This window comes from Rhodococcus sp. Eu-32 (assembly GCF_003336925.1).
Taxonomy (GTDB): domain Bacteria; phylum Actinomycetota; class Actinomycetes; order Mycobacteriales; family Mycobacteriaceae; genus Rhodococcoides; species Rhodococcoides kyotonensis_B.
In genome coordinates this window covers 106,513-120,025 of sequence record NZ_QGNK01000015.1, presented here as the reverse complement: position 1 = coordinate 120,025, position 13,513 = coordinate 106,513, and the positions used below count along the sequence as shown (strand labels likewise).

Sequence of the window (13,513 nt, the reverse complement as noted above, 5' to 3'; positions counted from 1 at the left end):
CGACGCGCACCGAACCCGACCGGATAGCCTTGCCGATGGAACTTCACGCAACCAGGAGAGGCAAGATGACGACCTCAGTAACGCCGAACGAGGGTTCGGCAACAGGATCGGCACTCACCGCGGACGTCCTCGGTGGCATCGACTTCAAGGTCGCGGACCTGTCGCTCGCCGAATACGGCCGCAAGGAAATTCGCCTCGCCGAGCACGAGATGCCCGGTTTGATGGCGTTGCGTCGCGAATACGCCGACGTGCAGCCGTTGAAGGGCGCACGTATTTCGGGCTCGCTGCACATGACCATCCAGACTGCCGTGCTGATCGAGACGCTCGTCTCGCTCGGTGCCGAGGTGCGCTGGGCGTCGTGCAACATCTTCTCGACCCAGGATCACGCGGCCGCCGCCATCGTCGTCGGTCCGAACGGAACACCCGAATCTCCCTCCGGCGTCCCGGTTTTCGCCTGGAAGGGCGAGACGCTCGAAGAGTACTGGTGGGCAGCCGAGCAGATGCTGACCTGGCCCGACGCGCCTGCGAACATGATTCTCGACGACGGCGGCGACGCCACGATGCTGGTGCTGCGCGGTGCTCAGTTCGAGAAGGCAGGCGTCGTTCCTCCGATCGACGAGGACCACGACTCCGACGAGTACAAGGTCTTCCTCCGTCTACTCGGCCGTTCGCTCGAGGCCTCGACGTCCAAGTGGACCGAGATCGCCGAGTCGGTCAAGGGCGTGACCGAGGAGACCACCACCGGTGTGCTTCGCCTGTACCAGTTCGCGGCGGCCGGTGAGCTCGCGTTCCCGGCGATCAACGTCAACGACTCGGTCACCAAGAGCAAGTTCGACAACAAGTACGGCACCCGCCACTCTCTCATCGACGGCATCAACCGCGGCACCGACGTGCTCATCGGTGGCAAGAAGGTTCTCATCGCGGGATACGGCGACGTGGGCAAGGGTTGCGCCGAGTCGCTCGCAGGCCAGGGGGCCCGCGTCCAGGTCACCGAGGTCGACCCGATCAACGCTCTCCAGGCGTTGATGGACGGCTTCGACGTCGTCACCGTCGAGCAGGGGATCGGCCAGGCGGACATCGTCATCACGTCCACCGGCAACAAGGACATCATCACCCTCGAGCACATGAAGGCGATGAAGGACCAGGCGATCCTGGGCAACATCGGCCACTTCGACAACGAGATCGACATGGCAGGCCTCGAACGCTCGGGTGCGACGCGCCTCAACATCAAGCCGCAGGTCGATCAATGGATCTTCGACAGCGGCAAGTCGATCATCGTGCTGTCCGAAGGCCGTCTGCTCAATCTCGGCAACGCGACCGGCCACCCGTCGTTCGTGATGAGCAACAGCTTCTCGAACCAGGTCATCGCGCAGATCGAGCTGTGGACCAAGCCCGACGAGTACGACAACGAGGTCTACCGGCTGCCCAAGCACCTCGACGAGAAGGTCGCGCGCATCCACGTCGAGGCTCTCGGTGGCACCCTCACCAAGCTGACCAAGGAGCAGGCGGAGTACATCGGCGTCGACGTCGAGGGTCCGTACAAGCCCGAGCACTACCGCTACTGACGTCGCTCGGCACATGGGAAAACTGATCGTCATCGAGGGAGTCGACGGCGCGGGCAAGAACACGCTCGCCCGTCGGCTCGTCTCGGCGTGGGAGCGCGACGACCTCGACGTGATCCGCATCGGGTTTCCGCGCTACGACTACTCCATCCACGCGGACCTGGCTGCGGAAGCGTTGCGGGGTCGGCACGGCGATACCGCACAGAGCGTGCATGCGATGGCCCTGCTGTTCGCTCTCGACCGGAAGTATGCAGCGAAGGATCTGCGAAAAGCGTTGTCACACAACGATATCGTGCTGCTCGATCGGTACGTCGCGTCCAATGCCGCATACACGGCCGCGAGGTTGTCGGAGAGCGCGGACGGTGACGCGGTCGAGTGGATTCGTGCGCTCGAATTCGATCGCTTCGGCGTGCCGGTTCCCGACGTGCAGATTCTGCTCGACGTCCCCGTCGAGTTGGCGGCCGAACGTGCGGCGTCACGCGAGAGCGAGGACATCTCGCGCACGCGCGATGCCTACGAACGAGACGGATCTCTGCAGAGCCGGACGTCGGCGGTGTACGGCGGGCTCGCCGCATCGAACTGGGCGTCCCGGTGGGAGGTCGTCGGGCCCGACGTCGATCCGGATCGACTCGCCGCCGACGTGTTCAATGAGCCACCTGACAGCGGGAAAGTGACAACATAGGACCATGAAGCCTCGGATTCTTGTAGTCGACGACGATTCGGCTCTCGCCGAAATGCTGACCATCGTCCTTCGCGGCGAGGGTTTCGAACCGTTCGTGGTCGGTGACGGCACGCAAGCGCTGTCCGCAGTCCGGGAGAACCGGCCCGATCTGGTTCTGCTCGATCTGATGCTTCCCGGGATGAACGGGATCGACGTGTGCCGCGTGCTGCGCGCCGACTCGGGTGTACCGATCGTGATGCTGACGGCGAAGACCGACACCGTCGACGTCGTCCTCGGACTCGAATCGGGTGCCGACGACTACATCATGAAGCCGTTCAAGCCGAAGGAGCTCGTCGCTCGCGTTCGCGCACGCCTGCGTCGTACCGAGGACGAGCCTGCCGAGCTGCTGTCCATCGCGGACATCGTCATCGATGTCCCCGCGCACAAGGTGAGCCGTGGTGAAGAACTGGTGTCGCTGACACCGCTCGAGTTCGACCTCCTGGTGGCACTTGCGCGCAAGCCGCGCCAGGTGTTCACTCGCGAAGTGTTGCTCGAACAGGTGTGGGGTTACCGTCACGCAGCCGATACCCGGCTGGTCAACGTGCACGTTCAGCGTCTGCGCGCCAAGGTCGAGAAGGATCCGGAGAACCCCGAGGTTGTGCTGACCGTGAGAGGGGTCGGCTACAAGGCCGGACCGCCGTGATCTGGTTCTCTCACTCGCGGCGACGAATCAACGGAACGTTCTCGCCGCTCCTGCGTTGGTTTCGCTCGGTGAGCACCTCGCTCGGTCACGTCTGGCGCAGATCGCTGCAGCTACGTGTGGTCGTGTCGACACTGACGCTGTCCCTGGTCGTCATCACCATCCTCGGAATGGTGCTGACCAGCCAGATCACCGATCGTCTGCTGAAAGCCAAGATCACTGCGGCCACCGAGGAGCTCGATCGGAGCCGCATGACCGTCGAAGGATCGTTGGCGGGCGCGGACGACTCGACGGGTCTCGATCTGCGCCTCGAACGTGCGCGCGCTCAGCTGACGAGTAGAGACATCGATGCAGGTCAGGCGTCGGGATCGGCAGGCACGTTCGACCCGGTCCTCGTCGTCGAAGGCGACAGCGTGCGCGCCGACGCGTCCGTCGGACCCGCGGATCAGATTCCGCAGAGCCTGCGCAACTTCGTCACGAGCGGCCAGATCAGCTATCAGTTCGCGACGGTCACCGACCCCGAGCAGGGTGGATATTCCGGCCCGGCGCTCATCCTCGGGACTCCCACGGCGTCCGACATCTCCACACTGGAGCTCTACCTCGTGTTTCCACTCGGCAGCGAGGAACGCACGTTGTCGCTCGTGCGTGGCACGCTGCTGATCGGCGCCGTCGTTCTGTTGGTTCTGCTCGCCGCGATCGCGATGCTCGTCGCGCGGCAGGTGGTCATTCCCATTCGGTCGGCGTCGCGCATCGCAGTGCGCTTCGCGGACGGCAGGCTGAAGGAACGAATGCCGGTGCGCGGCGAGGACGACATGGCGCGGCTCGCGATGTCGTTCAACGAGATGGCGGAGAGTCTGTCCAAGCAGATCACCCAACTCGAAGAGTTCGGTAATCTGCAGCGCCGCTTCACATCCGACGTCAGTCACGAGCTGCGCACACCGCTGACGACGGTGCGCATGGCCGCCGACCTCATCCACGACGGCAGCGCCGACATGGATCCGGCGCTGAGGAGGTCGTCGGAACTGCTCGTCAACGAACTCGATCGGTTCGAGACACTGCTCGGCGACTTGCTCGAGATCAGCCGTCACGACGCCGGTGTCGCCGAGCTCGCCGCCGAACAACTCGACCTCAGGATGTGTGCGAGGGCCGCGGTGTCGACCGTTCGGCATCTGGCGAAGGAGAGCGGAACCGAGTTGATCGTCGACATGCCGGACGAGGCCGTCATCGCCGAGGTCGACCCGAGGCGTGTGGAGCGCATTTTGCGCAATCTGCTGGCGAACGCAGTGGACCACGGCGAGGGAAAGCCGGTTCTGTTGCGGCTGCGAGCCAATTCGGACGCTGCCGCATTCGTCGTTCGTGATCAGGGCATCGGGCTCAGGCCGGGCGAGGAGAAGCTGGTCTTCAACCGGTTCTGGCGTTCGGACCCGTCGCGCGTGCGTCGTTCGGGAGGCACCGGTCTCGGTCTCGCCATCAGTGTCGAGGACGCCCGGTTGCACGATGGCAAGCTGGAGGCATGGGGCGCGCTCGGCGAAGGAGCATGCTTCCGGCTGACCTTGCCGCTCGTCCGAGGACACAAGGTCATCGGGAGCCCGCTCCCGCTCAAACCGAGCACGAAGCCGTACAGCCAGGGACAGCCGCTGCCGCAGGAACAGATCACCCGCGCAGTGGCAGTCCCCAAGGTGGACAGTGCGACGAAAGCGTTGACCGTGCCCCGCGCGTCGGACTCCTCGCCCGATGCGCACGGCAACGAAGGAGATGCGTGAACCGTCGTGGAATAGCACCGGTCATGGTGCTGTGCAGCGTCCTTGCCCTCGTCGTCGGATGCGCGAGTCTTCCCGAATCGTCCACTCCGCAGGCGATCGGGTCGCTCAGCGCGGCCGGTGCCGAGACGACGACGCCACCGCCTCCTGCCGCAGGCCGGGAACCGGACCGTCTCGTACGTGACTTCATCGCTGCGAGTGCGAGTTCCGCGAACCGACATCAGGCGGCGCGCCAATTCCTGACCTCGAATGCGTCGAACGGTTGGGACGACGGCGCGAAAACCGTTGTCGCGGACAAGATCGACCTCCTCTACGGTCCTCGTACCGACGACGAAGCCGAATACACGCTTCGGTCGAACACGGTCGGTCTGTTGGCTCCAGGCGGTGATTATCAAGCCGGCGCGGGGACGGTCGACTCGACGATCAAGATGGTCAAGGTCGACGGCGAGTGGCGCATCGACGAGCTGCCACCCGGTGTGCTCATCGACAGGTCCCAGTTCTTCAGTGCGTACCAACGGAAGTCGCTGTACTTCGTCGATCCGCTCGGCTCGGAGCTGGTTCCCGACGTCCGATGGCTGACCGGGTCGTCCGATCAGACGGCCAATCAGCTCGTGCAGCTGTTGATCGACGGGCCCAAGTCGACGCTGGAGCCTGCCGTGTCCAACGAGCTGGCCGACGAGGTCGGCGTGCGCGGCCCGATCACCAAGGCCGACGGTCGAACCGGCCAGGTCGGCGTCGGATCCGGCGGTGTGCGTATCGATTTCGGCGGTCTTCAGGCGATGGACGCGAAGAACCGCGAACTGCTTGCCGCGCAGGTCATCTGGACTCTCGCCTCGGCCGAGATCTCCGGTCCGTACGTGCTGCTGGCGGACGGTCAGCCGCTCGACAATTCCAAGCCCGACGGGTGGACGACCCTCGACGTCGCCGACTTCGATCCGCTCGGTGCGCCCGAGGACGAGGTCGGACTGCACGCCGTCGTCGGTGGGCGACTGGTGTCGGTGGAAGACACCGGAACGACGCCCGTGCCAGGCTATTTCGGATCGATGGTGAATCTGCGGACGGTCGCCTTGTCCACCGACGGGACGTTGGTCGCGGGTGTCGCCGACACCGGGCGCCCGGCGCCGGAGCCGTCGTCGGCCTTGATGATCGGTGGGTACGACAGTGGCGCGTTCCCCGTGGCGGAGGGGCAGTCGATCACACGACCGACGTGGGGTGCCGACAACAACGCCGTGTGGGCTGTCATCGACGGAACGAATGTCATTCGCGCAGCTCGTGATCCGGCCACCGGGCAGGTATCTGTCGTTCCGGTGGACGCGGGAGCGGTCACCGCGCTCGGCTCCCGCATCACGGATCTGAGACTGTCGCGTGACGGCGTCCGCGCCGCGATGATCGTCGACGGGCTGGTGTACGTCGCGACCGTCGTCCGGCAGGAGAACGGTCTGTACTCCCTGACGTCACCGCGCGCCGTGGCCAACGGTCTCGGCAGCGACGCACTCGCTCTCGACTGGAGCACCGGCGACGCGATCGTCATCGTGCGCATCGCGACGGACGTCCCCGTCGTGCAGGTGACGACCGACGGATCCAGACTCGACGCCCTGCCGAGCCGCAACCTCACGGCACCGGTGCTGTCGGTCGACGCGTCGCCGTCGAACGAGTTCGTCGCGGACTCTCGTGCGGTGTTCGAGCTGGACAACAACGACCCGGCGGGCGATCGCTACTGGCGTGAAGTCTCCGGTCTCGCCGGCGTGAAGGCGACGCCGATCCTTCCTGGCTGACCCGATCCTGTCGGACCCGGCGGTCATACTCCGCGGCCATGCGAACTCTTCTGGATCTGGTGTTGCCGAACGAGTGCGGAGGCTGCGACGTCGCTGGTGAGGCGTGGTGCGCTCGGTGTGAAGGCGCGGTGACGCGTCCGCCTGTCTCGGTACGGCCGCGTGTCGACGTCGGAGTGCCGTGCTGGGCGCTCGGCCCGTATGCGGGCCCGTTTCGCGGTGCCGTGCTGGCGTTGAAGGAACGCAATCGGCACGACCTCGCACAGCCACTGGGGCGGGCGACGGCACGCGCGGTGTCCCATCTGCGGATGCTGGGTGAGTTGGACCCGCCCGAGTTCGCGGCGCTTGCACTCGTGCCCGCCCCGTCGCGGTCGCGGGCCGCGCGAATGCGCGGCGGCGATCACGTCGAGCGGTTCGCACGAGTTGCCGCGACGATGCTGGAACCCGAGCCGGTGTCGGTTCCGCGTTCGTTGCGGATGGGCAGGGGAGTGCGCGATTCGGTGGGGCTCGGTGCTGCCGAGAGGCAGGCCAACGTCGCGGGCCGAATCTTGATGGTGCCTCCAGCGTCGACGCGCCGGACGTTCGAGGCCGCGTCGCGTGACGTCACGGTCCTCGTCGTCGATGATGTTCTGACAACTGGTTCGACGGCCGCCGAATCGGTCTGTGTCCTACACGATTTCGGTGTCCGAGTCGACGGTGTGCTGGTGGTGGCCGCGGTGTGACACGGCGCGAACGCACGGTTTCGCGACACGCACCGCTACCCAAATTCGGTGAACAGTGGCACACGAGCGGATGACCGACTAGCGTCGTGGACACGCCCTTCGAAGGCGGATGCGACTTCTCTCGTGTGGAGGTGATGCGGCAGAAAATGGTGCCGGTTGGTTCCCCAGTCGGCATGAGCACTTGCCGCGTCGCACCGGCGGCGCGACCGATATCGGGAGGTACGCGTGACGACCCCTTCACAAGCTTCTGTGTTCTTCGACGAGGAGCCTTCGGACGAGTCCAGCACCAACAATGCCGACGTCGTGGTCAAAGGCCGCAACGTCGAGATCCCGGATCACTTCCGGGTCTACGTCTCCGAGAAACTCGCCCGGCTCGAACGCTTCGACCCCTCTATCTACCTGTTCGACGTCGAACTCCAGCACGAACGTAACCGCCGCCAACGTAAGGCCTGTCAGCGCGTGGAAATCACCGCGAAGGGCAAGGGGCCGGTAGTCCGTGCAGAAGCCTGTGCCGACAGTTTCTATGCCGCACTGGAATCGGTGACGTCCAAACTCGAAAGTCGCCTGCGCCGGACCAAGGACCGTCGCAAAGTTCACTACGGTGAGAAGACTCCGGTCTCGGTTGCCGAGGCCACCGCAGAACTCGCCGAGGACGACTCACTGGCGATCGATCCGAACATTCCCCTCGATTCGTTCGAGGACGAGCCGAGCGGTCCCGGTCAGATCGTCAGGACCAAGGTGCACTCCGCCGCCCCCATGTCCGTCGACGACGCTCTCTACGAAATGGAATTGGTGGGTCACGACTTCTTCCTGTTCCACGACAGTGCCACCGACCGACCGTCGGTCGTGTACCGCAGGCATGCGTTCGATTACGGATTGATCAGGCTGACCTGAGGTTCGTAACCACTGCCTACAACGGGTCCGACCTGGGAGAAATCCCAGGTCGGACCCGTTTCGTCCCGGTGGGTCTTCTACGCTCACCGCGGCAGCGCCTACCATGGACGCGTCGGGTCGCGGTCGACTCGCGCTGTCGGCGTGAGTACGGTCGTGCTCCCGACGCCTGTGACGCCCTGACAACCTTTTATCCGTTAACCGAGGATCGAGGACGAGAAAGCCCGTGCCTTCGCTGTCGTTTTCCAAGCTGCTCCGTGTTGGTGAAGGTCGCATGGTCAAGCGACTCAAGAACATCGCTGATCACGTGTCCACCCTGTCCCCGGACGTCGAGGGCTTGTCCGACGACGAACTGCGCGCCAAGACCGACGAGTTCAAGAAGCGGTACGCGGGCGGCGAGTCGCTCGACGAGCTGCTCCCCGAGGCCTTCGCCGTCGCGCGTGAGGCGTCGTGGCGCGTGCTGTCGCAGCGGCACTTCGACGTACAGGTCATGGGCGGTGCAGCGCTGCACTTCGGCAACGTCGCGGAAATGAAGACCGGTGAGGGAAAGACACTTACCTGTGTCCTGCCGGCCTACCTCAACGCACTCGCCGGTGACGGCGTACACGTCGTCACGGTCAACGACTACCTCGCCAAGCGTGACTCCGAGTGGATGGGACGCGTCCACCGCTTCCTCGGCCTGCAGACCGACGTGATCCTGTCCGGAATGACCCCGGCCGAGCGTCGCACCGCCTACGCCGCGGACATCACATACGGAACGAACAACGAGTTCGGCTTCGACTACCTGCGCGACAACATGACGCACTCGCTCGACGACCTGGTGCAGCGCGGTCACCACTTCGCCATCGTCGACGAGGTCGACTCGATCCTCATCGACGAGGCGCGCACGCCGCTCATCATCTCGGGCCCGGCCGACGCGTCGTCGAAGTGGTACAGCGAGTTCGCGCGTATCGCGCCGCTGCTGAAGAAGGACGTCCACTACGAGGTGGACATCAAGAAGCGCACGGTCGGTGTGCACGAGTCGGGCGTGGAGCTCGTCGAGGACCAGCTCGGCATCGACAACCTCTACGAGGCCGCCAATTCTCCGCTCGTCAGCTACCTGAACAACGCCATCAAGGCGAAGGAGCTGTACACGAAGGACAAGGACTACATCGTCCGCGACGGCGAGGTCATCATCGTCGACGAGTTCACCGGTCGTATTCTCGTCGGTCGCCGCTACAACGAGGGCATGCACCAGGCCATCGAGGCCAAGGAGAAGGTGGAGATCAAGGCCGAGAACCAGACTCTCGCCACGATCACACTGCAGAACTACTTCCGTCTGTACGACAAGCTCTCGGGAATGACCGGTACGGCACAGACCGAAGCCGCCGAGCTGCACCAGACCTACGGACTGGGCGTCATCCCGATTCCGACCAACCGGCCCATGGTTCGTGTCGACAACGGTGACCTCATCTACAAGACCGAGGAAGCGAAGTTCGACGCGGTCGTGTCCGACGTCGTCGAGCGTCACGAGAAGGGCCAGCCGGTCCTGATCGGTACGACGAGCGTCGAGCGTTCGGAGTATCTGTCGAAGCAGTTCACCAAGCGCGGCGTCGTGCACAGCGTTCTGAACGCGAAGTTCCACGAGCAGGAAGCGACCATCGTCGCCGAGGCCGGTCGTCTCGGGGCAGTGACCGTGGCCACCAACATGGCAGGCCGCGGTACGGACGTCGTGCTCGGTGGAAACCCCGACATCATCACCGACATCCAACTGCGTAAGCAGGGCCTCGACCCGGTGGAGAACCCGGAGGAGTACCAGGCCGCGTGGGATGCCGCGCTGGAGAACGTGAAGACGCAGGTCAAGGAAGACGCCGAAACCGTTCGCGAGGCAGGCGGCCTCTACGTGCTCGGCACCGAGCGGCACGACTCGCGCCGCATCGACAACCAGCTCCGCGGTCGTTCCGGTCGTCAGGGAGACCCGGGCGAGTCCCGGTTCTACCTGTCGCTCGGCGACGAGTTGATGCGACGGTTCAACGGTGCTGCGCTCGAGTCGATCATGACGCGACTCAACCTGCCCGACGACGTCCCGATCGAGGCCAAGATGGTCTCCAAGGCCATCAAGAGCGCGCAGACCCAGGTCGAGCAGCAGAACTTCGAGATCCGCAAGAACGTCCTCAAGTACGACGAGGTCATGAACCAGCAGCGCACCGTCATCTACGACGAGCGCCGCCGCATCCTCGAAGGTGCGGACATGGAGGGCCAGGTCGAAGGCATGATCACCGACGTGATCACGGCCTACGTGAACGGCGCTACCGCCGAGGGGTACGTCGAGGACTGGGATCTCGAACAGCTGTGGACGGCGTTGAAGACGCTGTACCCGGTCGGCGTCGACCACAAGGAACTGACGCACGAGAACGAATTCGGCGAGAAGAGCGACCTGACTCGCGAGGAGCTGCTCGACGCGTTGCTCACCGACGCCCGCGCTGCGTACACCAAGCGTGAGGCCGAGATCGAGGAGATCGCGGGCGAGAACGGAATGCGCGAGCTCGAGCGCCGCGTCCTGCTGTCGGTCCTGGACCGTAAGTGGCGCGAGCACCTCTACGAGATGGATTACCTCAAGGAGGGCATCGGACTCCGCGCGATGGCTCAGCGCGATCCGCTCGTCGAGTACCAGCGCGAGGGCTACGACATGTTCCAGGGCATGTTGGAGGGACTGAAGGAGGAGTCGGTCGGCTTCCTGTTCAACCTGCAGGTGGAAGCCACTCCTGCCCCGGCGGGACCGGCCGCGAGCGCTGGGCTCGCAGTGGCGCCCGGCCTGGCGTCGCCGATCGGGTCCGGCGCGCAGCAACAGCCCACCGCCCAGCAGCCTGCCGTCACCACCCGTAAGGCGGAGGCGCCGAAGCCGTTGCCGACGCAGGAGCGGGCTGCGCAGCCTGCGGGCGCGCCCGCGCCGACCGCGCTACGTGCGAAGGGGCTGGAGGATCGGCCCTCGGGAGGGTTGACCTACACCGGTCCGGACGAGGGCGGCGGCACAGAGGTGCGTCGGTCGAGCGCGACGGACGGTAACGGGAGTGCTGCACGCGGCGGCAAGGCCGACGAGGCGGCGCAAGGTACGCGTCGTGAGCGCCGTGAGGCTGCGCGCGCGCAGGCCAAGACGTCCAAGCCTGCTCGGTCGAAGAAGAAACGCTGACACCTAGCAGACCCGCAACGACGTCACCGTCGGTGTGTCTCCTCGCGGCCCGGATCGAACGTCGATCCGGGCCGCGAGCGCGAACACACGAGGCCCACGCGCGTACGTCGCGAAGATCTCCACGGAGTTCTCGGACGCCGGACGGGAATGAACGGTCCGGAGTGATGCGATACCGAGACCGTGCCCGGGAGGCCCGTTCCTGACGATCGTTCTTATCGATTCGATGACGGCCGGCGCGAACAGACTGCGCAACTGGTCGGCAGTCCTGCGTCGATCGAGTACCTCCAACAGCAGTCGCAATGCATGATCGACACCTCGGCGGATGTCGTCCGGGACGTCGCGAGCGGGGTTCGGGGCTACCGTCGTGGGTGCGGCCGCGGGATGTGCTCCGAGGCTGCGGGGGAACGGGTGACGTCGCTTCACGGCCGAGCTCGACCGAATGGTGTTGCGCCGCACTGCGACTCGACACGGCGCGGCCGGCGTTGCCGTGCTGCGCTCGACGGCGGGCGGTTCGTACGGCTGCGCCGGGCGCACCAATCTGCTCTGTCGCCTGGCTTCGGTCGCCTCCATACGCCACGTCCTTCGCTCCTACGGTCTTGCCCGTCGAAGATGTATGACGAAACCGATACACGCTCGGTTCCCCACGCCTCACGCGTCGCGCGCATGAATGGCTGTAGCGTTCTGCTTCATCTAAGTTCGAGGGGACGGATCGCAGGCTCGGATCGAGTCGCGTGACGGAGCGAGCAGGAACGGGGAGACCGGGGTACGCGATGGCGACAAGGCTGACCACGCAGGATGCGTCGTTCTATTTTCTCGAAGCGAGCAGTACCCCGATGCATCTCGGATCGCTGGCGGTGTTCCGAACGCCGCGTTCGGGGTTCAGTTACGAGAGCTTGCTGTCGCTCGTCGAGCAGCGGTTGATTCTGGTGCCGCGCTACAGACAGAAGGTGCGCGAAGTGGCATTCGGACTCGCGCGCCCGGTGTGGGTGGACGATCCGGATTTCGACATCACATATCACATCCGCCGCTCTGCACTGCCCAAACCGGGATCCGACGAACAGCTTCACGACCTGGTCGCACGGCTGACGTCGCGACCGTTGGATCGGACACGGCCGCTGTGGGAGATGTATCTGGTCGAAGGGTTGTCGAAGAATCGGTTCGCCATCTTCACGAAGTCGCATTCGGCTCTCGTCGACGGCGAGAAGGCGCTCGAGATCGGGCAGGTCATTCTCGACGCGAGCAAGAGTCCGCCCCCGATGGCCGAGGAGCTGTGGATGCCCGCGAGCGAGCCGAAGGAGTCGGCGCTCGTGTTGGACGCGATCACCGAGATGATCGTGCGGCCCAGCGAAGGCATCGAGATGATCAAGGGTGTCGCGCGTGGGTTCGCAGGGGTCGCGAGCGAGGCTGTCCAGGCGACGGGCAAGGTCCTGTCGGCCGTGCGTACCGCGGCGCAGGTCGCACCGTCGAGTCCACTGAACGCGCCCATCTCGCGCAACCGTCGCTTCGCCGTCGCCAAGACGGAACTGTCGGATTACCGCAAGATCCACACGAGGTTCGACTGCTCCATCAACGACGTGGTGCTCGCCGTCGTGACCGGTGCATTGCGCAACTGGCTGCTCTCGCGCGGGGAACCGGTCACCGCGTCGTCGACGGTGCGTGCCATGGTCCCGATGTCGGTGTACGTGTCGGCTGCGCGGGCAGCGTACGACGAGTACACCGACGGACCGACCGGTGAACACGAGTCGGACGCCGTGGTGTCCGGCGTGGAATCGCAGCGCAGCGAGGTGTCGTCGTTCCTGGTGGATCTGCCGGTGGGGGAGCCCAACGCCGTCGTCCGGCTGTCGCACATCGCGCATGCGACGGAAGCTCACGAGAAGCAGTCGCCCGGCGTCACGGCTCACACCCTGATGCGCATCTCCGGCTTCGCTCCGGCCAGTCTGCACGCGATGGGTGCACGCGCGGGCAGCAGGTTGTCGCAGCGCTTGTTCAACCTGATCATCACCAACGCACCGGGACCGCAGTTCCCGCTGTACGTCGGCGGCGCACGGATGCTCGAAATGTTCCCGGTGTCACCGCTGTTCGAGAATCAGGCGCTGAGCATCGGGCTGACGTCCTACGACGGCAACGTCTTCTACGGGCTGAACGCCGACCGCGGGGCGATGCCCGACGTCGACGTCGTGACGGCTCTGATTCTGGAGTCGCTCGAAGAGTTGATCGATGCAAGCAACGAGTCGAGAGTGTGAGGAAAGAACGCGTGAGGGTGTATGTACCGGCGA

At 65.1% G+C, this 13,513-nt stretch carries 10 protein-coding genes; 9 read left to right on the top strand and 1 reads right to left on the bottom strand.

The annotated features are described in order from the left end of the window. The first annotated feature begins 65 nt into the window (after nt 1–65). The 8 genes from ahcY to secA all read left to right on the top strand — a co-directional run bounded on the left by ahcY (nt 66) and on the right by secA (nt 11,237). Nucleotides 66–1,565, top strand: a complete 1,500-nt coding sequence (gene ahcY, locus DK926_RS18425; RefSeq protein ID WP_114331621.1) for an adenosylhomocysteinase — start codon at nt 66–68, stop codon at nt 1,563–1,565. A 13-nt stretch (nt 1,566–1,578) separates the two neighbouring features. Further along, the gene (locus tag DK926_RS18420) at nt 1,579–2,244 is read left to right on the top strand and encodes a dTMP kinase (RefSeq protein WP_114331584.1); all 666 of its coding nucleotides are present in this window, start codon (nt 1,579–1,581) and stop codon (nt 2,242–2,244) included. Nucleotides 2,245–2,248: 4 nt separating this feature from the next. Next, nucleotides 2,249–2,926, top strand: coding sequence for an MtrAB system response regulator MtrA (mtrA, locus tag DK926_RS18415; protein WP_068421513.1), 678 nt, complete (start codon nt 2,249–2,251; stop codon nt 2,924–2,926). Further along, complete coding sequence (gene mtrB / locus DK926_RS18410; RefSeq protein ID WP_114331583.1) at nt 2,923–4,686, top strand: MtrAB system histidine kinase MtrB; 1,764 nt, start codon at nt 2,923–2,925, stop codon at nt 4,684–4,686. The genes mtrA and mtrB overlap by 4 nt, the downstream gene beginning before the upstream one ends. A gap of 23 nt (nt 4,687–4,709) precedes the next feature. Beyond that, nucleotides 4,710–6,458 carry an MtrAB system accessory lipoprotein LpqB gene (gene lpqB / locus DK926_RS18405; RefSeq protein WP_114331620.1) on the top strand — a complete coding sequence of 583 codons (1,749 nt, stop codon included), beginning with the start codon at nt 4,710–4,712 and terminating at the stop codon, nt 6,456–6,458. A 38-nt stretch (nt 6,459–6,496) separates the two neighbouring features. After that, the gene (locus DK926_RS18400) at nt 6,497–7,177 is read left to right on the top strand and encodes a ComF family protein (protein WP_114331582.1); all 681 of its coding nucleotides are present in this window, start codon (nt 6,497–6,499) and stop codon (nt 7,175–7,177) included. A 249-nt stretch (nt 7,178–7,426) separates the two neighbouring features. After that, complete coding sequence (gene raiA / locus DK926_RS18395; RefSeq protein WP_174551352.1) at nt 7,427–8,071, top strand: ribosome-associated translation inhibitor RaiA; 645 nt, start codon at nt 7,427–7,429, stop codon at nt 8,069–8,071. A 223-nt stretch (nt 8,072–8,294) separates the two neighbouring features. Next, the gene (secA, locus tag DK926_RS18390) at nt 8,295–11,237 is read left to right on the top strand and encodes a preprotein translocase subunit SecA (RefSeq protein WP_114331581.1); all 2,943 of its coding nucleotides are present in this window, start codon (nt 8,295–8,297) and stop codon (nt 11,235–11,237) included. A gap of 3 nt (nt 11,238–11,240) precedes the next feature. Here the strand turns inward: secA and DK926_RS18385 are convergent, their stop codons facing one another. Then, on the bottom strand, nt 11,241–11,807 hold the full coding sequence (locus DK926_RS18385; RefSeq protein WP_114331580.1) for an Rv3235 family protein: 567 nt from the start codon (nt 11,805–11,807) through the stop codon (nt 11,241–11,243). A 200-nt stretch (nt 11,808–12,007) separates the two neighbouring features. Here DK926_RS18385 and DK926_RS18380 point away from each other — a divergent pair, with 200 nt between their 5' ends. Beyond that, nucleotides 12,008–13,480, top strand: a complete 1,473-nt coding sequence (locus tag DK926_RS18380; RefSeq protein WP_114331579.1) for a wax ester/triacylglycerol synthase family O-acyltransferase — start codon at nt 12,008–12,010, stop codon at nt 13,478–13,480. The last annotated feature ends 33 nt before the right edge of the window (nt 13,481–13,513 follow it).

Coding starts and splice junctions, on each gene's coding strand:
- lpqB (WP_114331620.1), top strand. CDS start 4,710: ATGGTGCTGTGCAGCGTCCTTGCCCTCGTCGTCGGATGCGCGAGTCTT.
- ahcY (WP_114331621.1), top strand. CDS start 66: ATGACGACCTCAGTAACGCCGAACGAGGGTTCGGCAACAGGATCGGCA.
- DK926_RS18385 (WP_114331580.1), bottom strand. CDS start 11,807: ATGGAGGCGACCGAAGCCAGGCGACAGAGCAGATTGGTGCGCCCGGCG.
- mtrA (WP_068421513.1), top strand. CDS start 2,249: ATGAAGCCTCGGATTCTTGTAGTCGACGACGATTCGGCTCTCGCCGAA.
- DK926_RS18400 (WP_114331582.1), top strand. CDS start 6,497: ATGCGAACTCTTCTGGATCTGGTGTTGCCGAACGAGTGCGGAGGCTGC.
- DK926_RS18380 (WP_114331579.1), top strand. CDS start 12,008: ATGGCGACAAGGCTGACCACGCAGGATGCGTCGTTCTATTTTCTCGAA.
- DK926_RS18420 (WP_114331584.1), top strand. CDS start 1,579: ATGGGAAAACTGATCGTCATCGAGGGAGTCGACGGCGCGGGCAAGAAC.